Source organism: Clostridium sp., from assembly GCF_016650035.1.
Lineage (GTDB): Bacteria > Bacillota > Clostridia > Clostridiales > Clostridiaceae > Clostridium_AD.
In genome coordinates, this window is the sequence record NZ_JAENWM010000041.1 from 1 (window position 1) to 22,250 (window position 22,250).

The following is a 22,250-nucleotide window of genomic DNA, read 5'->3' on the forward strand; positions in this document are numbered from 1 at the left end:
GTTTCTTTTTTAAAAAAGTAAAGCACGCGGTAGGTCTGTTAAGCTTACCCAAAATCATACTTTTACAAAAGCAAAGCACCAACAATTAGTTGGTGCTAATGTTTCACATGATTTGGGACATTTTCAAAAATGCTTGACATGTATAAATATAATTAACTATTGCAAATTAATTCAAATTTGGTATCATATAAAAGTATCTAAAATTATTTGTAATTCACTTTAATTAATCTGAACCGTTGAATAGTCAGGAGGTCACTAATATGCAAAATATAGGAATGAGAAATATTAAAACTGCACTTTCAGTTTTTTTATGTCTAATTTTATTAAGAACTTTCCATCATTCATTTCCATTCTATGCCTGTATTGCTGCAGTTATAACTATGCAAAGTACTGTACACAACTCCTTTACTACGGGTAAAAACAGAATGATTGGTACTATTATAGGTGCAATTTGCGGATTGTTATTCGCACTCATAAGTCCTAATAATGTATTTCTTACAAGCATAGGAATAGTAATGGTAATTTACTTTTTAAACCTTTTAAATAGAAAAAATTCTATTATAATTGGTTGCGTAGTATTTTTAGCAATAATGACAAACCTTAGAGATAGCACCCCTCTAATTTATAGTATCAACAGGGTTATAGAAACTTTTGTAGGAATATTTATATCAGTCTTGGTCAATTACCTTATATTCCACCCTAGATTTTTAGATAACTTGCATGTGGATGGAAATATTTTAGTCAATAATATTTTTGAGACATCTGAAGATGTGTTTAATTTCAGGGGAAATATTAATCTTTCTAACTTAAATATCCAAATATCATTATTAAAAAAATCACTCGATTCATATTTAAGTGAAATAAGAAGTGACAACGCTGAAAGTCAAGATATAATTATTATTAATAAGGTAATAGCAGCTTCACAAACCGCTTATAATCACTTGGTTATATTAAACTCTTTAACTGAAGACCACGTGCCATTTGATTACCACTTTAATGAAAATAACCGTAATAAATTAAATGAATTATTCCATGAAAATAAAATTAGTCCTTCTTATATAAGTAATGACATAAACATAGTATTTAACTACCATGTTCACAATTTGATTCAAACGTTGACTATTTTAAGTTCATTTAACAACAAAAAAACTTCAGTTGGAAGATAAATCTCCTTCTGAAGTCCTTTTATTAACTATAAATCCTTCTCTGTATAATACACAATACCGAGTGCACCAGGACCAACATGAGTTCCTATTACAGGTCCAATTGGGGCTATATCTATTTTTTTGCCTGTACATTCTTCAATTGTTTTTGCAAAAGCCAGTGCTCCCTCCACATCATTTATGTGATGGATCATTACCTCACCTAGTCCATTTTTTTCTATGTCTTCAATAAATTTATCAACCATAGTTTGTATAGCACGTTTTTTTGTTCTTACTTTATGAAACAATTCTGTTTTTCCATCTATAACAGTAAGTATGGGCTTAATTTGAAAAATAGTACCCAGCAGTGCACTAGCACCACCTATTCTTCCACCTTTTTTTAGATATTCTAAAGTATCAGGAATAAACAAAAATCTACTTCTCTTTATATTATCTTTTACGAGTGTAACTACTTCGTCTATTGATTTCCCCTTATGTGCTGCTTTGGCAGCTGTTAATACTGCAAAACCCAGTTGCATACAATTAGATCTAGAATCTATAATTTCAATTAACGCATTTGGGTATTTTTCAAGAATCATACTTTTTGCAAGGCATGCATTTGAATAAGTTCCACTCATATCTGAAGAAAGGAAAACACCAACCACTTGATTATTATCCAATACTTGCTTTTCTAGTAAATTATACATTTCATCTAAAGATGGTTGTGATGAAGTAGGTACAATCATACTCTCATCTAGTTTATTATAAAAAGTCTTATTTTCAATATTAATCTCTTTAAGCTCCTCATTTCCAAAAAAAACACTTAATGAAACTATAGAAATATCATATTTTTCCTTTAGTTCCTCACTTATGTAAGAGGTGCTATCCGTTACAATTTTTATAGTCATTATTCTTCCCCCACTTATCAAGTATTATATATATTATACTACAATATTCTGGTAAACAATACCCCAAAGGTTTATAATTAATCCTTATTATATATAAACCAATATAAAGATAATAAATATAGAATATATTATCTTTATAGCTACAATAAATGTAATATATTTCATAAAATATTAAATTAATTTAAACTTCTACAAATAGTACTTAAATACTCCATGATATGTTACACTTATAGTATATAAAAGTAGGTGATACAAATAATCATTAAACTTGACGTAGTGATAGACTTAATAATATAAGGGGGTGCTGCAGATATATAGGTAAAATATTAATATGGCACCTATATTTATGAGCAGAAAAACATGAGTGAAAATAAAAAAGAGAATGAAGAAAATAAAGAAATTATAACAGACGATAATAGTGAAATTATAAATAAAATGTATTCAAATAACAATGCTTCAGAAAATAACAATCCCAAAACTGAGTATAGCAGTAGGAAATCTAAGTCAAAAGATATTGACACTAGTGAGAAGTACATAAAAGAAATGCGCCTGTTAGCAGATAAAAACGAATTTAAGAACAATATAATTGTTTTAGCACTTGGTATAGTTGTAGTATCTATAATACTATTTTCTATATTCATGAACAGTTCTTTAATGAAACCTAAAGCTGATGTAGTAGCTGACGAACAAACGAATAAAGAAGTAAGTGAAGTAGTAACTAAACCTACTGTTGATAGTGCATCTACTATAGTAGCTGAAACCCAAAATGATATTTACGAATATTTAAATTTAGAATCAAATAGAGTATCTTCGCTAGAAAAAGCACTCAGTTTAAACAATGGGAATAAAACAGGTATTACTGTTTATCTCTTATCAGAAATTTTGAGAGCTAACAACTATGATATACCTACTAATACCTCTACAGTTAATGGTTTGTTAGAAAGGTTAACTTCTATGGGATGGGAAAAAAATACTGACTTCAATGAACTAGAAAAAGGAGATATTTGTTTCACTACAGATTTACCAGAAGAACCTGGTAGCCCTTCACATACATATATATTTATGAGCTGGTTAGAAGATGGCAAAACTGATTACGCAAATATAGTTGATGGTCAAATTCAAGAATTTGATAAAGTGCTTCATGAGCGTAGTATATCGATATCAACGCCACAAAAGGATAAATTCAGTTTTTTCCTTAGAAAATAAACTTTAAGCTTAAAAAAGATAGCCAATGGCTATCTTTTTTTTATGTATTTATCATTATAACTGGAAATTTATATATATTTTTAGTAAACTAAAGATAAACAAAAATCTAAAAAAGTTGTTATTATTTATGAGGGGAGGAAACCCATGAGAAATCAATGAGAAATTCAAATATTCTAAAACCATACTCCGGCTTGCCTAAAAGCATTTATGTTATATTCTTTGCTCGGATTATTAACAGTATGGGAAGTTTTGTTCATCCGTTTCTAACACTATTTCTTACAAAAAGCTTAGGACTTGGAATAGAAACAGCTGGTTTATTTTTAATGATGGCTGCGGTTTCTTCTATACCTGGCTCACTTATAGGTGGAAAATTAGCAGATCATATCGGAAGAAAAAAAGTAATTATCATTTCCCAAGGGGTGGCTGCAATGTGTCTGATTCCTTGTGCATTCCTTGGGAAATCTTTAATAGTACCTTACCTTTTAATTCTTTCATCTTTCTTCGGAGGTGCTGCACAACCACCCAATAGCGCCATGATGGCTGATTTAACAACAACAAAAAACAGAAAAGCAGCATACTCGCTTTTATACTTAGGTATTAATATAGGTTTTTCACTTGGACCATTAATTGCAGGTTTTTTATACAATAATCACATGAAAATTTTATTTTTAGGAGATGCCGCGACAACTATACTATCTTTAGTACTAGTCGCTGTGTTTGTAGAAGAAACCCTTCCAGATAAAGCAATCACATGCGATAAAGTCAGTTCTGATTTCTATAGTGAAACAGAAAAGGCCCAAGATGGTAGCTTATTTAGCGTTCTTTTAAAAAGGCCTTATCTTATAGCCTTTGCCATGGTTTCAATGATATATTCGTTTATGTATGCACAACATGGTTTTATAATACCTATGCAAATGGATACGCTTTTTAGTAGCCATGGCCCAAAACTTTATGGTTCTCTAATGGCAATCAATGGACTAGTAGTAGTTACTATGACAACAATTATAACAGTTGTAACAAAAAAACTTAGACCTATACTTAATATTACCTTAGCTGGTCTATTTTTCTCTTTAGGTTTTGGAATGTTATTTTTAGCAAAAACCTATATGGTCTTTATTATATCTACAATAATATGGACAATAGGTGAAATACTATCTGCCACTAATTCTGGAGTATATATTGCCAATCATACACCAATGTCCCATAGAGGTCGGTTTAATGCAGTCCTACCATTAATTACTGGTACAGGCTTTGCAGTTGGTCCCTTTATGATGGGTTTATTTATTAGAAATAAAGAAATAAATCACGCATGGATCCTTATATTTTTCGTTGGTATCACTGCTTCAGCACTTATGTACTTACTATATCTAAATGAAAAGAAAAAAGATGCTTAGAATTAACTAATAACCAAGGTAACCCTTGGTTATTAGTTTTTTAAAATACTATTTCTTTTATAACATTACCCTGTAAATCTTTTATTTGAAATAAATCATCTTGGAGTATTGCATATGAATTAGGGTGATTTTCCTTAGGTAGCGTTATAGAACCTGGATTTAGCACATATATTCCATTGTGTTTTTTAGCTACAGGAAGGTGTGTATGTCCATGTATTAGAACATCATTGTCACTTAAACAAGGCATATTATCCTCATTGTAAATGTGCCCATGAGTCAAAAATAACCTTCTGTTATCATATAATATTATGGAATAATCCGACATCATCGGATATTCTATGAGCATTTGATCTACTTCACTATCACAATTTCCTCTGACAGCAATTATCTTATCTTTATACCCATTTAAGAGGTTTGCTACCGCCTGAGGATTGTAATCCTTGGGTAATGGATTTCTTGGACCATGATATAAGGCATCCCCTAAAAGTACTACGTAACTAGCTCCTTCTTCTTTATAACGCTCTAAGCCCTTTTCTAAAAAGAAGAGGGAACCATGAATGTCTGAAATAAAAAATATCTTCATCTTTATCAGACCCCTTTCAAATTACTTTTTGTGTTTTATAATTCCTACAGCTGTACCTATAATATATGTATCTTCACTGTCTATTACAATAGGCTGGTATTTTTCATTTGCTGGCATAAGTAATATTTTATCCTTTTTTATTGAAAGCCTTTTTAAAGTAGCATTTCCACCTATGTCAACCGCTACAATATCATTATTATTTGCACCATTCTCATGTCTTATTATTACATAATCTCCATGATCAATATTTGCCCCAATCATACTGTCTCCCTTAACCTTTAAAATAAATGAATTTTTCACTCCTTTTAACCAATACTTCGGAATATAGAAATTACCTTCCACTTCAGAATTAATGAGTATAGGTTCTCCTGCTGCTATATCGCTATATACTGGCAGTTCCAATAATTCCTCATTTAAATATTCGTAACCTTCTTTTCCATCGCTTACTAAAATGTCTGAAATCCTACTATAATCCCTCATGAACTCATATGCTCTACCATGTCTTATATCACAAAATTGAAAGTTCTCAAAGGAATTAACAACTTGTGTTTTATATTTACTTTTAAATGAATATGACTTTGCTTTCTCTCCTAGTGGTTTAGTATTAACTCTTTTACCTTTCACCATCCATGAGTTACTCTTACGAGGCTTATCCGTATCAACAAGGAACATAGTGCTAGAATAAGGTTTTTCGTTAGATAACGCCTTCATAAAATCCATCTGTATTTTAGTTAGATTGTTACTTTTATGGCTTATAATATGGCAATACTTGTCCCCTTTAGTGGCTTTTGCCATTTGAAGAGCGTATATATTAATATCCTCATTATCAACTAAATTCAATGATTTAAGCTTTTCATTATACTTAACCATAATTTCATAGATTGCTTTTCTAGCAGTAGAATTTTTTTTTATTCTTTGGAGCCCTTGTCCTTTTTTAGATTTTCTTCCAGTTCTATTTGTCTCTAAATATAAATCTATTTCTAAGTAATTACAACTTTTTATCCACTTTACTTCTTCAATATAAAATTCAACATAGTCAGTTCGAAGTATCCTTAGCTTCGGATAAATATCTTTAATCTGAAGTATACAACTTTCCATGATGCTAGTTTTTTTATCATTATCCGTAATTATTTTATATTTTAATTTATATTTATTTTGATATTCCAAAAAATATTTATGTAAAATACTTTCTAATGTAACCACATGAAAGTTTCTCTCACTACTAGAAAATAAGCTTAAATATTCTAATCTAGTTTCCACCTCTGCTATGTTATACATGTTTTTAATATTATCTATATCCTCATCCTTTGACGCTAACATTAAGATTTTATCATCTTTGTATAAACAATAGTGATTTTTTAAATAAAGACTTCTATAAATGGCTGCAGTTGTTTTACCTGAATTTTGCATCCCTCTAATTAAACAATACTTTGAGGGCTTGCTATGTATCAATCTTTGTTGTTCTAAACACAATTCCATTTATTCACCTCTATTTTAGACATACTAATAGTATACAGTACTATTGATCCCATAGTAAAATTTTTATTTAAAAAGTATTAAATACTCTAGTATGCACATACTAAGTTATATATTAATTTGTTGATTTAAAAGTAGATGAATAGAGGTGATCAGTGTGAAATCGAAGATTTTGTGTATAATTATTTCCTCACTACTCAGCATCAACTGTTTTTCAAGTGTTGTTTATAGCAGTGAGTTAAGAAATAATTCCGTTAAAAACTCTAGCAATGATATTCTAAAAGCACCTACCCTACTAGATTTTTTAAAAAATGTATTTATTCCTGCTGAGACTACTAATGCAGTAAGTACTAAGGAATATAATTGGTATTTTCAGCCCCGTAATGACAATGAGCCACCTGAAGGGCCAAAAGAAACTCGTGAACTTATATCAAAATATCAATGTTATTATTTAGGAGATACATCAAAAAAAGTATTATATCTAACTTTCGATGAGGGTTATGAAGCTGGATATACTGCTCCAATCTTAGATGTTTTAAAAAAACATAATGTAAAAGCAGCCTTTTTCGTTGTAAAGCCCTATATTACTTCTAACCCTGAATTAGTTAAACGAATGGTAGATGAAGGCCACTTAGTATGTAATCATAGTGCCAGACATCCTTCAATGGCATCTATAAAAGATGAAACAAAATTCAAAAGTGAATTATCTGATGTAGAAGAAGCTTTTGAAAATGTCACTGGAAAAAAAATATCTAAATATTTTAGGCCACCAATGGGTAAGTATAGTGAGTTGTCCTTACAATACACTCAAAACTATGGATATAAAACTATATTCTGGAGTTTTGCTTATATGGATTGGCTTACTAATAAACAACCTTCCCATGAAACGGCTAAAAAAAGAATTTTGCAAAGAACTCACAATGGTGGAATTATGTTACTACATGCAGTATCAAAAACCAATGCAGAGATACTAGATGATGTAATTACTCAGTGGGAAAAACAAGGTTATGTGCTAAAAACATTAGATGATTTGCCTAGTAACAATAATCTGAACTAAAGGTCTAGATACTTTAATATTAATAACTAAAAAATCCTATCTATATACAGATAGGATTTTTTGAATTATTTCTTTTTAAGATGCTGAAGCAGCAGCTATAGCTACTGAACTGCTAGCTGCTGCTATGATAGCTACTGTTTGTGCCGCAATTAAAGCTTCAATAGAAATTCCAATTGCTGTTTGAATAAGTTCCTTTTGATTTTTCATATTATCAATATATACATCACTAACCAAAGCAGCAGCCGTATATAAATGGGTTTCTTTCGTTAACCATTTATATTTTTTAGTTGACTTAAGAACTTTTACAACTTCAATAACTTGATCTACTGCCTCATACCCTTCTTCTCCAAGTATAGATAAGAACCCAATTACACCATACCCACTAGAATAAACTTTCATATTATTATCTTTTAACCTATCAAATATTTCCTTGCACCTTAAAACTTTAGTTTTATTATCTTCTTTGCGAAATCCTAGTATATGAGATAAAAATTGAAGCCCATTATTTTTATGGAATCCATTTTCAGTCAGTAAGTTATAACATTCTTAAAGCCTGCTTGTTTCATCCTTTTATCATAACTTAGAATTTTATCAAATTCCTGTTTTGGATTATCATATTTACCTGTTAATAATGCTGATACGATAATCTTAGAAATTCCTCTATAATTAGAAAATATACCCGTAGTTTTCTTCATATGAAATCGCACATCTTGAATTTGTTCTTTATCAAAGCCTCTGTTATTTAATGTATAAGTCAATGCAGTAAAATGGTTAGTTAAAGCTCCCTCCCATTTATAAACGCTAGATACTTCTTGAAATAAAACAATCAATCTATCTAGTTTTAATTTTATTAATGCTTCCATAAATAATAGCCCCCAGTATTTAATATATAATTAAAAGTTTTTATATAACATTTCTATATGTGGTATATCATCTTCCAAATAACTTTCTGAAACTTTAACAAACCCAAAACTCGTATAAAAATCCAACAAATATTCCTGTCCTGATATTCTAATTTCATTCTCTTTTAAGTAATGCTCGATAAATTCTATTGCTCTTATCATCATTTGTTTTGCAAAACCTCTCCCACGATATCTTTTGTTAGCTAGGACTCTTCCTATAGATATCTCATTATAAGAAACACCTTTTTCTAAAATTCTTAAGTATACAAGGATTTCGCCGTTCTGTTCTGCAAATAAATGATATGATTTTTTGTCTTTGCCATCACAATCTTCATAGATGCATTCTTGCTCTACAACAAAGACTTCGCTTCTAAGTTTTAAAATTTCATATAGTTCGTCACTACTTAGTTCATTAAATTTTTTAATTATCCAATTCATAACTCTACACTCCTTTTCACAATTTGTTTTACAAAAATATTTTCATCAAACCTAATACCAATAAATGCAATGGATAAAAAGCATAAAAGAAGTATTTTAAATCTTTACCCTTCGTATGGTTATACTTAAAAATAAAAATTAATGCCAGTAACGATAATGCCTGACTAAACCAAGCTATCTCTAATGTTATACTTGGAAATTTGTACACATAAAATAAAATTTGGGAAGCATCAAATATTATATATACAATAGTTTGAGATATAACAGTTTTAATTTTATTATCCCTATAAATATAAAAGGCCAATATCATCGCGATTCCATACATACTATAATCTGTATGTAAAACCTCCGCTATCAATGCTAATGATAATACAGCTATAAATCTGCCTAGTTCTGATTCTTTTTTATCCCATATACGGATTGCTAGAAGTCCTAGTGCTAAAGTAAAAAAAACATTTAAATGTGGATCTGATCCACCTACAAAAAAACTATAAAAATCAGAGAAACTAAATATACTAGACCGCTCCCCAAATGCTAATGAAAAAGGTATCTGGGATAATCCGGCAAATACAATAAGTCTAGTTAAATATTTAGAAAATGATTTCGTTTTAGTATATCCTACAACAATCAAATAGGCAAATATAGGGAATGATAATCTTCCTATTAATCTTAAAATTATTGCATCTGAAAAAATTACTGCTCCAGTGTGGTCAATTAACATTAATAAAGCTGCAATAACTTTTAACATGCTGGTTGTCATGAAAATCCCCCCAATAAAAACTTATATATTCCTATAACTTTATTTATAAATTATACCATTTATCTTTTATTGTTGCATCATTTCGTTTTTCATCTCAAAGTAATAAAATTCCTGAACTCAGTGAGTTCAGGAATTTTATTATTTTTTAGGTCCTTTATTTTTTTGATTCTTTTTATTTTTTTTCTTACCATTATCTTTAGTCGAAGTACCTTTACTTTTACCCTTATCCGGCATAATATATACCCCCTTGTTTTGATTAGCTAAATCATCTCAACTTTGTTGATTTTTATAATAGTGATTATTATAAAGAGTATGCTAAATATAACTTAAAAGAACATAGTATATTTTTATATTTCTTGTTTTTCAAATATAAGCCATCCAGCTAATACTAATATTACTGACATAGCCATTACACCTAATACTGGTTTCAAAAATTCAATGTTATTTGAACCTGTTAATATATCACTTGCAGTAGATACTAATTCATTTATTGATATAGACTTTAAGAATCCACCTAAATATTGTGGAACTGTACTTAAAATAATATATACACCACAGGCTGCACCACCCACAGCTACTTGACTCTTAAGGAAACTTGAAAAGAACATAGTAATTGCAATAATTAGTATTAAGTTAGGTAAATACACCGTAGTACCTAGCATTATATATGACCAACTTACTTTACCAAATAAAACTTCAATGTAATATGCACTAAAACCAATAGCTATATACATACTGCAGATAATAAGTATAGAATATGAAAAGAATTTCGCGAAATAGTACCTTGCACGTCCTATTGGCTTTACCAATACCATTGCTGTTACTTCTAATGAACGTTCACCTGCAATTGTTCCCATTAACATTAATATAATTACAATAGTACCCATTTGCCCAAACTGACCTAGTAAGGACCTCAAAACATCATTAGTAGAAGGTGGAGCAATTTTAATTACAGTACCCGCGGGTAAATTTGATGCATTTTTTAGTAAGGTTGGAAGCATCTTCATTGTTATTGGTTGCATGAGTGCTAATAGTATAAAAACCAAAGGAATAATTATAATTTTATAAGTTTTACATAACTCTTTTATTTCTTTATTTAACATCGGTAATTTCATCATTAATACCCACCACCTTTAAGAAAATGTTCTCCAATGTCATTCCGCTCACTTGGTATGAAGTTAAGCTTAATTGCTCATTTACAACTAATTTAAGAAATTCTGTACATGCCTTTTCTAATTGATTTGTACTGATTTTGAATTTATTTCCTTCAACTTCTACTCTTGACACCCATGTTTTATTCTTTAGTAAATTCACTACATTTTTATCTTCTGACTCAATTGTAAATTCTATGGTTTTCTCAGCATATTTTTTAATTATTTCATCCATAGAACCCGATAATATTACAGTTCCTTTATTAATTATTATAATTTTATCCGCAACTCTAGCAATATCATCAATAATATGTGTTGATATAAATATAGTTATTTTATCTTTTAAGTCTTCTATTATATTAAGCACGTCATAACGTCCCTGTGGGTCTAATGAGGATACTGGTTCATCAAGTATAAGCAATTTAGGATTGTTAATAAGCGCTTGAGCTATTGCCAAACGTTGTTTCATCCCACCACTATATCCCCCAATTTTTCGTTTTCTCTCTTCCCATATTCCACAGGTTTTTAGCAGTTCCTCACTTCTCGCCTTTATAGTTTGTTTGTCCAACTTGAACATAGATCCAACCCATTCCATCCATTCTTCACCAGTCATATAATTATAAAATTTCGGTGTCTGAGGACAATAGCCTAATTCTTTTCTAATCTTCTTAATGTCCTTACTTACGTCGTACCCAACTACCTCTACTTTGCCAGAAGTAGGTGAAGCGAGTCCAGCTAATATACGTATGATGGTAGTTTTACCTGCACCATTAGGTCCTAAAAATCCAATGCATCCAGTGCCTTCTATACTAAATGTTATATTTTCTAATGCTTTTTTATCTTTATAATTTTTAGATACTCCCTCACAATTAATAATTCTCATTTTCTTTCTCCCTTTTTTTACTCTTTTTTACCTAATGTTAAGTAAACAATTGGTCCAATTATAGAAACAAGTAAAACCGGAATCCATATAAACTTATTTCCACCTCTAACAGTTGATTTATCACGTTTTACTAAATCAACTACTGCAATTAAAAGTAGTATAGCCTGAATAATAATTATTGGTATTAATAATGTTAAATTATCTCCCATGTGATCACCTCTTTTTATATTTTCATAACTTTAACGCAATCAAAATCAAAAAGTTCATTTTATTTTAAAAAATATATATAACGAAACTCACCTTCTCTATTCTTAGTAAATTAATACATAACAAAAAAAAATAGCTACTAATTTTAGCAGCTAATTTTCCCTTTTATTATTTAATATTACTCTTGTCACTAATAGATAAATAAGTAGATGACCTGGTGTATTTATAAGTGCGAATAATCCCCAAAGCCAATAATATTTTTCTTTACGCCTTCTTGCATCATAAAACACCCAGGCTCCTTGAATTAGTAATATAGGAATAACTATTATTAATAGTATAATTAATCCATTATTTGAAAGTTCCATTAAACTTCACTTCCCCTTCTTTTCATCGCTAGTACAGGTATTATTATCCAAGGAACAATGGTAACTATAATCACTTGTGAAATAATAAGTAGCTTAGGGCCAATTTTAATGGTGGCTATTGAACACAAAGAAAGAATTATAATGGATGATAATATAAACAGAATAAATTCTTTTTTATTCTTCCAGTTTTCTTTTATACACTCTCCTTGCTCTATTATGCTTAGGGTGTCTATATCAAAATCAAATATATCTTCATTTAACACATCCATTTTCTTAGCTGTGGAATTTAGCACACTTCTAAATTCTAAGTCAGCATCATGGTTCACTGTGTTTTGGGATGTTTTCTCCTGAGATTCATTGTAAAATTCATCAATTAAAGAGTTTTTATTTCTTTCAGAATCCTTCATTTATATAATCTCCTTTCTGTAAGTTTCATTTATTATATATTTTACTGCATTATGAAGTCTTGACCGAACTGTTCCAATGGGACAGCCTAAAATTTCTGATATTTCCTCATATTTATACCCATAATAATGCTTTAAAATAAATACTTCCCTTTTCTCATATGGTAACTTTAAAATAATTTTCATTACCTCATGATATTCAAAATTCAATATTACAGTATCTTCTAATTGTTTTCCTATATGGATATCAGTTTCCTCTATTTGTTTAACGGATTTATTCTTTCTTAAATAATCTCTGTAAACATTAGTAGCTATTTTTATGAGCCAAGTGGAAAACTTTGCTCTAGGCTTAAATTTATTTATATTAAGCACAGCTTTAAGCATGGTGTCTTGAATAATATCCTGTGCTAAGTGTGGGTCTCCTACCATTTTAACAGTGTAACCTTTTAAAATATTGTAATTATCTTTTAAAAGTGAATTTAGTGCGCTTTTATTTCCATTCTTAGCTTTATTAATAAGTTCTAGTTCATCCAATAACAATCACCCCTAGCAATACTTCAACGTAAAAATCCATTAAAAAGTTCACTATATTTATTATAATCCATAATATTAATTAATTTTACTATTATTATTTAAAATTCTTTTTTCTTTCAAATAATATGCTATACACACCATAAGACAAGGCGCTGCTAGAGCAAATGAAATAGTCCCTATGATGATTAATATATTTTTTACAATGGTTCCATCTATTTTACTTTTTAGTGAAAATTCAATTAGGTTCACAAAAATTAATATTACTATAGATATAATTGCTGTTTTTTTATAGACGTGTTTTGATTTTTCATACTTACTTAAATAGTTCTCTTTTTCAGTGTATATTGAAACAGTTTCAGGTGGGGCTGAAAAAAAATGATACGGACCAAAAGAACACATATGTTCCCAGCCACTACTCTGAAACACCTCAAAATACTCGTTATCATCTTTACTTAATTCTTTATAATCCATGGAATAAACTATTTCCTTTGGTTGACCTTTTACTAATTTATACCTAGATAAAGACATTTCTTTAAGTATCCACCCCTCTTTCGCCATTTGACTTAATTTTCTCATTGCTCTATCTTCATCAAAAGCTAGCCCCATATTCATTATATACTTATTTTCCTTTTTCATTAATATCATCCCCCTCTAAATACTTTAAAGCTTCCTCTCCATGTCTTACCATAGTTATTCTTCTCTTAATGTCTTTTTTCAATATTTCTTTACCCTTCAAAGTTAGTGTATATGTTTTACGTCTTTCCTCATCATCTTCTAGTAATAGGATCAAATCTGCATTTTGTAATTTTTTTATAATTGTATAAAGACTGGCTGGGCCTATTAGCATTTCACCCTTTGAAAATTTTTCGATCTCCTGCATTATGCCATAACCATGCATAGGCTTCACAAGTGTCAGTAAAATGCAGTAGGTTGAATCCGTTAAAATGTCCTCATCTAGTGCTTTTCCTCTAGCCATTTTTTGCCTCCTTACATATATATTATTAAATGATATATCGTTTAATGATATAGTATTCTATTTTGATTAAATTGTCAATTTTTTGTTACATTGTTTATATTACTAATCAAAACTTATTAATAAGTTTTGTGAAAATATAAATAAACAAAAAAAAACTCTTAAAAATTAAGAGTTTATTTACATATCCTTTAGAACAAAAGCATCACATACGTGATTACCTCCAGCAAATTCACAATACTTACACTGCTTACTATAAAGTTCACTGTTAAATTTGGTATCAAAATCATAATTATCCAATCTGCGTATTAGCTCCATAATTTTTTCTTCATGAATTCTATGAACACTTTCTGAATAATTAATAGTAATAATGTCATCTTCGAATTGAGGTTGCCAAAATTTCATACTTATATTTTCAATAGGTGTATCTTTACTAAATATTTCTAAAGACCTTTCTCCTATTATATACATATAAATAATAGCTTGCATTCTTTTACACACTTCTTTATAGTCCAGTTTCCGTTTCTCTGTTTTCCAGTCCCAAATTTCTATTTTATTATTCGGTTTAATAATTATCAAATCATACTTTGCCTGAATTCTAATATTGTCTTTCCTCATTTTAATTTCATATTCCGGTAAATATATATTTTCATCTGAAATCGGAAATTTTTCTTTTAATGAATTATACCAATTTATAAGTTCAGTATTTTTATTATCTATGCTCACAGGAATACTCGAAAAATATCGTTGACAGATAAGATGAAAATCTAGTCCAATGTTCATATTTTCATAATAATCCTCATCATTTATTGAATCGTTTTTCCATCTAATATTATCCAAATACTTTATCTTAAATTTTAATGGGCATTTATCAAAAGTGTTTAATAAATTTTGACTATAGTAGATGTGATTTAATTCTCTAATGTCTAACATTTACCATCACCCCTTTGTAAGTGTATGTATCTTTGAAGAACATTAAAATAGTGCGAAGGTTTATTTTCATTCCATTTCCCTTCATTAGATTTAGATGCCATTAAAATCAAATATTCTTTTGCTCTAGTTATTCCTACATATAAAAGTCGTATTTTCTCATTTATAATTTGTATTTTCGCTTCTTTAAGCGGATCTTCACAAATACTATTCCCTAAAATTTTTGCAATCTCAGCTTTGCAAAGCACTGTTGGATTTTTAAATTCGTATTTTAAATAATAATAGTCTTTAAATTTATCTGTTGTCATATATGGGTATTGATAGGATGTTATATTTAATATTAATACGCAATCCCATTCCAGACCTTTAGCTTTGTGACAAGTAGATACTGTTATTCTATCAGGAGAGGGCTCATATCCTTCTAGGTCATAAATTATACCTGAAATAAGATTTAATATACTGTTTTTTTCATCTAGCAGCTGATCTGCTAGATATCCTAAGGAAAATCCACTATTATCTTTAGACTTTAATCTAATATAAGATGCAACCGCCTCTGCCATTGCTTTGTTTTCAAGACTAAAATTTAAAATATCGCTAATATGTAAGATCAGTCTATCTAAATGTGTTTGTGGATATTCAAATATAGTTTTAATTTGTTCCATGGACTTTAGAAATTCCTTATACACCTTTGAATTTAAAATATCTCGTGGAATATCTTTAGAATTTATTATTCCTCCCTCAGGATACATCAGCTTTTCTATTTCGTAATTTTGTATAAAATCGAACAATTTTTCGCTTTCTGAATCTCGCTCTTCTATAAACACATTCTGAATTAAATTTTTAAATTTAACACTATCTTGCGGCCTTGAAATAAAATGTAATAGACATCCTAAAGTATTCGTAACTTTAATTCTTTTATCTGATTTATTTGATAGTTCATCACACCCAAGATTTAAAGCTCTGAGTTTATCCGCTATTTCTGTAACCTGATTATTATATGGAACTAATATTGCACAGGTTTTACTTGGATGTTTTTCTTTAAATTTCTGTGCTAAATTAATAGCCCTTTCCATTTCATCTTCACTTGAGCTACAAACCATAGCACTTATTCCATAATTAAAAGCATTAGATGTTCTGATTTCAAAGTTCTCTGTGAGACTTTTAATCTCTTGGTTTACTAATGCGCCTCTACATTTTTCTTCTGCATGATGATTATTTGTAAACTGGACTAATTCGTTTGCTAAATTAATAATATTATTTGTACTACGACCTGCCATAAACATTTGAAACACTTCATTTGCATTATCACTAAACTCTCTGAAAAATTTTGGATCTGATGCTGTAAATGTTCCTGTTATACTTTGATTAACATCCCCTACTCTAACTAAATTGCCGCTTTTATGGGAGATTAGACTAAGTATTTTTCCCTGGATTAAATTTGAGTCTTGACACTCATCTTCAAATACAAATGTATATTTTTTTTGTAGTTTTCCTCTAAGTACATCATCATTTTTTAAAAGCTTGTATGCAAGGATTAACAAATCATTATAATCTATATATCCCTCTTTTTTTAGAGTTTTAGTGTAGGAATCATAAATTTCAGATATATATACTAAAATACTATTTTCATTTAAATATTTTAATTCATCTTTTAATTTTTCTGGAGAAATGTCATTTATCTTAAGTTCACCAATAATTGTATCCACTGTTTTGAAGAAATCATTCCACCAATCATTTTGTTTTCCTTCGTATTTATTTATGGCTTTATCTGATATCATAGCCTTAAATACACTTTCTCCTCCTTTTCTTCTCCACTGTGAAATGCAATTGTTTAAGTACAAACTCTTATTTACATCATCCAATATTTGAAAATCTTCATTAACTCCCATTACATCTGGTCTTTCTTTTAAAATCTTTAGTGCCAAGCTATGTATAGTCATAACTTCATAATCATTACTTGCAGTTATACCAGTATTTTGTAACACTCCTGAAATTCTATGTTTAAAATTATTCACTGCACTATTCATAAAAGTCACTATAAGTATTTTACCAGGTTTATGAACTTTATCTTTTATAATTTCACATACTAGATTACATATAATAAAGGTTTTGCCCGCTCCTGGAACTGCTGGCACTGCCATAGTTCCCCCTCGGTATTCCATTATAGGCTTTTGATCATCCCTATAGATTATTTCCTTCAACATCTTCACCTCGCTCACTTAAAATTTCTACAAGGATATCTGAAAATATACTTTCTTGTTGATATCCATTTAAAGAATATTCACTACCATATATATATAATTCACCGCTACATTTCCTTAAAAGTCCATGGACAACGGACATTAAAATTCCGTATATATTATTGTTTTCTTTTTCCTGCGTATAGATATCATTAATATCCCAATTACTTCTTAATACATAGGAATTTGATAATTCCTTTATATTTCTTGAACACCACATATTGCTGTTAATATCTGTCCATATTTGGACCTTAGAACTTAAATTAGAGGTTAAATAAGTATAGGGTGACGTAAAAAGTATAGCATTATCTTGTAAAAGCTTTTCTTGAATTTCATTCAACGAACAAAATTCACTCCCTTCTCTTAGTATAAATTCTATAAATCTTTCTTCCGAAGACCTTCCTTTAAATTCTAATTTATTTAGTGTATTTACGAAACTTTCGCAGCATTCATATAAATTTATGTAGTCCTCTATATGTTCTTTAACTTTTGGTAGCATTATAAGCACTTCTAAAAATGCACTTCTGAAAAATTCAGCTAGCGGCACCTTGTGCTCTGAAAAGTGAATTTTATAATTTTCAATCCAATTTTTGAGTTTAATATATTTATCTACGTAAGTAGCCCCTACTCTATCTTTCACTTCATTATTAAGCTCGGGAAGTTCGCTAGAAACTACTAACGAAGATAATAATGAACTTCTAATTGGATCTAACTGTAACATAAAAGAAAAAAAGTTTTTATAATCTTCGCCAGTTAATTTTATACTTTTATAATCATTACAGAGTACCGATAGTACTATTAATGGGTGTAAATATTCATTGTCTATAAATCTATATTTTTTTGAAGTCTCCATGATTGATATACCCAATGTTTTTGCTTTTTTCTGTAGCGCGTAGGCGATAATAAAATCATTAAACGGACAAATTACAGCTATGTCCACAGGCTTAAATCCCTGCATTAATAGCTCTTCAACTTTTAATAATATCTTCTGTACCATTTCTGATCTTAGTTGTGATGTCATATCTATATGAGCTTGTAAAAATCCATTTATTTTTTCTTTATCGTGGTTATGTGCCCTATTATCTATTACACGTGCAAAATCAATAAATTCGTCATTGCAGCAAAAATGATCATCTAAAGTAATTTCATGGTATTCAATATTTAATTCTTCCTTTAGATAATCAGAGTTAGCCCCATAATAACTACAGAATCCACCCTTTGGGTTATAAAATAAGTATGCCTTATCTACATTATTAATAATCTTAAATATAAGTTCTAGCTCTGCTGGTGAAGCCTCATCTATATCATCTACAATAAGATATTTTATTTTATTTATATTACAATATCTTGCGTCCCGAAGTAAATAATTATTATAAAGGTAAAAACACAATCCATAATCTACAACGCCATTACCTAACAATTTTGATATGTAATACTGGGTTACTTCATCCAATTGATTATAGGTTTCTTTTACTAAAAAATCATTTACCTCTAATGAATTATATAACCTGCTCCCTATTTCATTAAAAGGCACTAATGATAGTGCAGCATTATTAATGTTAGATATCAAATCTGAAGCTATTTTAGTAGAAGTTGATATTATATCACTAAAGTACCCTTTAGATGTTCTAAAATGCTCCACTAATGCTTTCATTGCATAATTTGTAGCATCAAAAGATGCAAATTCAGGCTTTAGCAAATTATTTTCTATTTTCTTACAATTCTCTACTACATAGGGCCAATAAAGTGATAGTTCTTTCCTAATAAATCCATAGTAGGAGCTTTTTCTAATCTCCCCATTGGTATTAAAAATCATATCTTTTGTCCATGTTATATTTTGATATTTGTTCATAAACATGCACAATATACTTGTGCTTTTAATGTTTTCGTTTTCTATCATGTTCCTGTATTTAGAAATTGCCAGCGTTGTTTTTCCACTAGCAGAATTCCCTTTAACTAAGATACATTGCTGTGTGAATTTATTTTCATTTATTATTTCGTTAGCTGCTGCATATTTCATATTATCACCTCAATATAATCCATTATTTTATATTTTACCATATTTAGTACAAATTAAACAAAGACCAAGAAAAAAGTAAAAGAGAACATTTTGTTTTTAATTATTTATCAGATGATAATACCTTAAGTAATAGCTTAGCTATAAAATAACCTATAATAGTGAATATGACAGCCCCAATGGTAAATGTGCTCAACCTTCCCCTTTCATAATAAATACTCCCTGCCAAAAGCCCTAAGCAGATAGCAAAACCAATGCTAAAGATAGGTTCTAAATTTTTAAAGGATATTAGTTTTAAATTATATTCTAAGCTTCTCTTTTTATAGGATACATATGATAAGTACAAAAATAAACAAGTTAATATAAAAAGTATTAATAATTTTAACTTATAATCTATATAATAAAAAGTTCTATACAGTTCTTTACCGCTATTTGCTGTATTTTCAAGCCAGCGCTCTTGAGTTAAATTATAACTATAAATATTTAACCAAGGTCCTATTTTATCAACAATTATATAAAAATTTTCCATATAGAAGCGATCAATTAAACTCTGCAACACCAATGTTATAAAGTATGGCACTATAAGTATTATTCCACCTACTATACCTGCAACTATGCTATTTCCCATAACCGTTTGTGCAAGCATAATAAAAGTAAAAATGCAAATGTACTGAAATATATCCATAAGAACCCATATAACTATATCAGAGTATGGGTTTAATACAGTGTCAAGGTTGTTAATATTTGCAACATATAATAAGCTTAAGAATATATATGTTACTACAAAACTTATAAGGATACTTAGCACCCCAACAATCCATTTATTGAGTATTATCTCTTTCCTAGTAAAGGGCATAGAAGCTAAAAATCCCTGATTTTCACTAGCTTTTTCACCCGCAAATAAAATCATGGCGATTAATATTACAACAAATATCATTACAAGCACATATGTACCCCGTTCATGAAGTCCGTTATTAAACCATCTATCAGTCCATACTTCACCATGTTGCTGAAAATATATTTCATTTTGATTTAATGCGGATATAACACCATAAACCTTAAAATATAATAATATAACAATAGTTAAAAGGGTTACCCATTTTACATTTATCCATTCCTTATAGAAAAGGGCCTTATTTATAATTTTATTCATTTTTATCCTCCTCTTCTACGAAATATATAAAGATATCCTCAAGACTCATATTAAGAATTTCTATAAAGTCAGCACCCATATCATAAAGTCTTTTTTTAAATTCTTTTGTGTAATTTTTAGTAATTATATAGTTTACTCTTCCTATAGTCTCAATCCTAATTACTCCCTCAAGAGAAGATAGATTTTTATGCGTGTCCTCATTGTCCTTAAATACAACTTGAAGTTTTATTAAGCTATTTTTAGCTTCTTCTATAGAGCTCATGTATTTTATTTCACCATTTTTAATTATTGCTACTTTATCACAAATTCTCTCGATATGTTCTAGATGATGTGAGGAAATAAATACAGTTATACCTCTTGAAGCCACTTCATCTACAATAATGGACATTATTTCTTTTTTAATCACAGGATCAAGGCCGGATGTGGGCTCATCAAGTATTAAAATATCTGGCTTTAAGCTTAAGTTTAAAAGAATAGCTACTCTCATCTTCATACCTTTGGAAAGCTCTCTTATTCTTCTCTTCACAGGAATTTTAAATTTTTCATTAAGTTCATCAAATCTCTCCTGTGAAAAATTATTATAGGTTTTCTTATAAAAGTTCATAAGTTCCTTTACTTTGAAAGATGAAAAATATTGATTTTCATCGGATACATAACCTATCCTCTGTTTTACTATATTATTGTCAAATACCTCTTCATCATTTATTAATATTTCCCCTTCATTAACTCTATAAATACCTGTTAGGCATTTTATTAATGTAGTTTTACCCGCACCATTCTCGCCAATTATTCCAAATATACTCCCCTTGTTTACATGTAAATCTACATTCCTTAGAATATATTTACCATCTATCTGTTTGCTCACATTTTTTATATCAATCAAACTAACGCCCCCATTTTATAAATTTCAATAGTTTAAAACTCACTATAAATTTCATTAAGTATATCAATTAACGTGCCCTTATCAACTCCTATATAATGTGCTTCTATAATTATTTTCTTCATATGTTCTTTTATTTCTCTCATCTTTTCTGCATCCATGATAGGTTTAAAATTCTCTACTACAAAGGTTCCTTTTCCTCTTATAACTTCAATTGCCTTCATTCGCTCTAGCTCAATATATGCTTTGCTTATAGTATTAGGATTGATTGTTATAAGCGAGGCAAGTTCCCTTACAGAAGGCAGTTTATCCCCTGGCTTTAATATTCCTTTTATTATGTTTTCCTTTACTTTCTCAATAATCTGTTCATAAATAGGCTTACTGCTTCTGCTGTCGATATTTATCAAAGTTTCACCTTCTCTCGAATAATTAAACTATCCATTGTATATGTGTACTGTGTGTACTACTTTACATAGTACACAACATAAATGTAGTTCTTTATACTTATATTGTCAAGTGCCAATTTACAAATATTTATATAATAACGGACCCAAGATTTGAAAAAACGGTAGCATTCTCTTATTGACATAATTTATTATAGTGTTATCATTATACATATAATACCGATGTATCGAATTGCTAGGCAT

General features: G+C 29.3%; 25 protein-coding genes. 4 read left to right on the forward strand and 21 right to left on the reverse strand.

What is annotated here, in order from left to right:
- Positions 1-260: 260 nt before the first annotated feature.
- Positions 261-1,166 (forward strand): aromatic acid exporter family protein, encoded by a 906-nt coding sequence (locus tag JJD95_RS11015; protein WP_291643069.1) that lies wholly within the window; start codon positions 261-263, stop codon positions 1,164-1,166.
- Between the two features lie 26 nt (positions 1,167-1,192).
- Here JJD95_RS11015 and JJD95_RS11020 read toward each other — a convergent pair whose 3' ends face one another.
- Positions 1,193-2,050, reverse strand: coding sequence for a DegV family protein (locus JJD95_RS11020; RefSeq protein WP_291643070.1), 858 nt, complete (start codon positions 2,048-2,050; stop codon positions 1,193-1,195).
- A 360-nt stretch (positions 2,051-2,410) separates the two neighbouring features.
- Between JJD95_RS11020 and JJD95_RS11025 the strand changes: the two genes are divergently transcribed.
- Together JJD95_RS11025 and JJD95_RS11030 are read left to right on the forward strand one after the other, a co-directional pair.
- The gene (locus JJD95_RS11025) at positions 2,411-3,256 is read left to right on the forward strand and encodes a hypothetical protein (protein ID WP_291643071.1); all 846 of its coding nucleotides are present in this window, start codon (positions 2,411-2,413) and stop codon (positions 3,254-3,256) included.
- A 155-nt stretch (positions 3,257-3,411) separates the two neighbouring features.
- Entirely contained in the window at positions 3,412-4,650 is a 1,239-nt protein-coding gene (locus JJD95_RS11030; RefSeq protein ID WP_291643072.1) for an MFS transporter, read from the forward strand.
- Positions 4,651-4,690: 40 nt separating this feature from the next.
- On the opposite strand, the gene yfcE is transcribed toward JJD95_RS11030, so the two are convergent.
- Together yfcE and JJD95_RS11040 are read right to left on the reverse strand one after the other, a co-directional pair.
- On the reverse strand, positions 4,691-5,233 hold the full coding sequence (yfcE, locus tag JJD95_RS11035; protein WP_291643073.1) for a phosphodiesterase: 543 nt from the start codon (positions 5,231-5,233) through the stop codon (positions 4,691-4,693).
- 21 nt (positions 5,234-5,254) lie between these two features.
- The gene (locus JJD95_RS11040; RefSeq protein ID WP_291643074.1) at positions 5,255-6,712 is read right to left on the reverse strand and encodes a LexA family transcriptional regulator; all 1,458 of its coding nucleotides are present in this window, start codon (positions 6,710-6,712) and stop codon (positions 5,255-5,257) included.
- A gap of 154 nt (positions 6,713-6,866) precedes the next feature.
- Between JJD95_RS11040 and pdaA the strand changes: the two genes are divergently transcribed.
- Positions 6,867-7,766 carry a delta-lactam-biosynthetic de-N-acetylase gene (gene pdaA / locus JJD95_RS11045; RefSeq protein ID WP_291643075.1) on the forward strand — a complete coding sequence of 300 codons (900 nt, stop codon included), beginning with the start codon at positions 6,867-6,869 and terminating at the stop codon, positions 7,764-7,766.
- Positions 7,767-7,841: 75 nt separating this feature from the next.
- On the opposite strand, the gene JJD95_RS11050 is transcribed toward pdaA, so the two are convergent.
- The 18 genes from JJD95_RS11050 to JJD95_RS11135 form a co-directional block, all read right to left on the reverse strand.
- Entirely contained in the window at positions 7,842-8,297 is a 456-nt protein-coding gene (locus JJD95_RS11050; RefSeq protein ID WP_291643107.1) for a DUF4003 family protein, read from the reverse strand.
- The gene (locus JJD95_RS11055; RefSeq protein ID WP_291643076.1) at positions 8,294-8,629 is read right to left on the reverse strand and encodes a DUF4003 family protein; all 336 of its coding nucleotides are present in this window, start codon (positions 8,627-8,629) and stop codon (positions 8,294-8,296) included. Before JJD95_RS11055 ends, JJD95_RS11050 begins: the two co-directional genes overlap by 4 nt.
- Positions 8,630-8,659: 30 nt before the next feature.
- Positions 8,660-9,106 carry a GNAT family N-acetyltransferase gene (locus JJD95_RS11060; RefSeq protein WP_291643077.1) on the reverse strand — a complete coding sequence of 149 codons (447 nt, stop codon included), beginning with the start codon at positions 9,104-9,106 and terminating at the stop codon, positions 8,660-8,662.
- 28 nt (positions 9,107-9,134) lie between these two features.
- Positions 9,135-9,866: a TraX family protein gene (locus tag JJD95_RS11065; RefSeq protein ID WP_291643078.1), complete on the reverse strand. Its 732-nt coding sequence runs from the start codon at positions 9,864-9,866 to the stop codon at positions 9,135-9,137.
- 347 nt (positions 9,867-10,213) lie between these two features.
- Complete coding sequence (locus tag JJD95_RS11070) at positions 10,214-10,984, reverse strand: ABC transporter permease subunit (RefSeq protein WP_291643079.1); 771 nt, start codon at positions 10,982-10,984, stop codon at positions 10,214-10,216.
- Positions 10,959-11,900, reverse strand: coding sequence for an ABC transporter ATP-binding protein (locus tag JJD95_RS11075; RefSeq protein ID WP_291643080.1), 942 nt, complete (start codon positions 11,898-11,900; stop codon positions 10,959-10,961). Before JJD95_RS11075 ends, JJD95_RS11070 begins: the two co-directional genes overlap by 26 nt.
- Before the next feature lie 17 nt (positions 11,901-11,917).
- Positions 11,918-12,109 (reverse strand): PLDc N-terminal domain-containing protein, encoded by a 192-nt coding sequence (locus JJD95_RS11080; protein ID WP_291643081.1) that lies wholly within the window; start codon positions 12,107-12,109, stop codon positions 11,918-11,920.
- A gap of 150 nt (positions 12,110-12,259) precedes the next feature.
- Positions 12,260-12,472: a hypothetical protein gene (locus JJD95_RS11085; RefSeq protein ID WP_291643082.1), complete on the reverse strand. Its 213-nt coding sequence runs from the start codon at positions 12,470-12,472 to the stop codon at positions 12,260-12,262.
- On the reverse strand, positions 12,472-12,879 hold the full coding sequence (locus JJD95_RS11090; RefSeq protein ID WP_291643083.1) for a hypothetical protein: 408 nt from the start codon (positions 12,877-12,879) through the stop codon (positions 12,472-12,474). The genes JJD95_RS11085 and JJD95_RS11090 overlap by 1 nt, the downstream gene beginning before the upstream one ends.
- Positions 12,880-13,410 carry an RNA polymerase sigma factor SigY gene (gene sigY / locus JJD95_RS11095; protein ID WP_291643084.1) on the reverse strand — a complete coding sequence of 177 codons (531 nt, stop codon included), beginning with the start codon at positions 13,408-13,410 and terminating at the stop codon, positions 12,880-12,882.
- 75 nt (positions 13,411-13,485) lie between these two features.
- On the reverse strand, positions 13,486-14,046 hold the full coding sequence (locus JJD95_RS11100; protein WP_291643085.1) for a DUF2812 domain-containing protein: 561 nt from the start codon (positions 14,044-14,046) through the stop codon (positions 13,486-13,488).
- Positions 14,030-14,386 carry a PadR family transcriptional regulator gene (locus JJD95_RS11105; RefSeq protein ID WP_291643086.1) on the reverse strand — a complete coding sequence of 119 codons (357 nt, stop codon included), beginning with the start codon at positions 14,384-14,386 and terminating at the stop codon, positions 14,030-14,032. The genes JJD95_RS11100 and JJD95_RS11105 overlap by 17 nt, the downstream gene beginning before the upstream one ends.
- A 177-nt stretch (positions 14,387-14,563) precedes the next feature.
- Entirely contained in the window at positions 14,564-15,316 is a 753-nt protein-coding gene (locus JJD95_RS11110) for a PD-(D/E)XK nuclease family protein (protein ID WP_291643087.1), read from the reverse strand.
- A complete protein-coding gene (locus JJD95_RS11115) occupies positions 15,310-17,517 on the reverse strand; it encodes an ATP-dependent helicase (protein ID WP_291643088.1) in 2,208 nt (735 codons plus the stop codon). Before JJD95_RS11115 ends, JJD95_RS11110 begins: the two co-directional genes overlap by 7 nt.
- Positions 17,495-19,573 (reverse strand): hypothetical protein, encoded by a 2,079-nt coding sequence (locus JJD95_RS11120; protein WP_291643089.1) that lies wholly within the window; start codon positions 19,571-19,573, stop codon positions 17,495-17,497. Before JJD95_RS11120 ends, JJD95_RS11115 begins: the two co-directional genes overlap by 23 nt.
- A gap of 100 nt (positions 19,574-19,673) precedes the next feature.
- On the reverse strand, positions 19,674-20,723 hold the full coding sequence (locus JJD95_RS11125) for an ABC transporter permease subunit (RefSeq protein WP_291643090.1): 1,050 nt from the start codon (positions 20,721-20,723) through the stop codon (positions 19,674-19,676).
- Positions 20,716-21,606 (reverse strand): ABC transporter ATP-binding protein, encoded by an 891-nt coding sequence (locus JJD95_RS11130; RefSeq protein WP_291643091.1) that lies wholly within the window; start codon positions 21,604-21,606, stop codon positions 20,716-20,718. Before JJD95_RS11130 ends, JJD95_RS11125 begins: the two co-directional genes overlap by 8 nt.
- 32 nt (positions 21,607-21,638) lie before the next feature.
- Positions 21,639-22,010: a GntR family transcriptional regulator gene (locus JJD95_RS11135; protein ID WP_291643092.1), complete on the reverse strand. Its 372-nt coding sequence runs from the start codon at positions 22,008-22,010 to the stop codon at positions 21,639-21,641.
- Between the last annotated feature and the right edge of the window lie 240 nt (positions 22,011-22,250).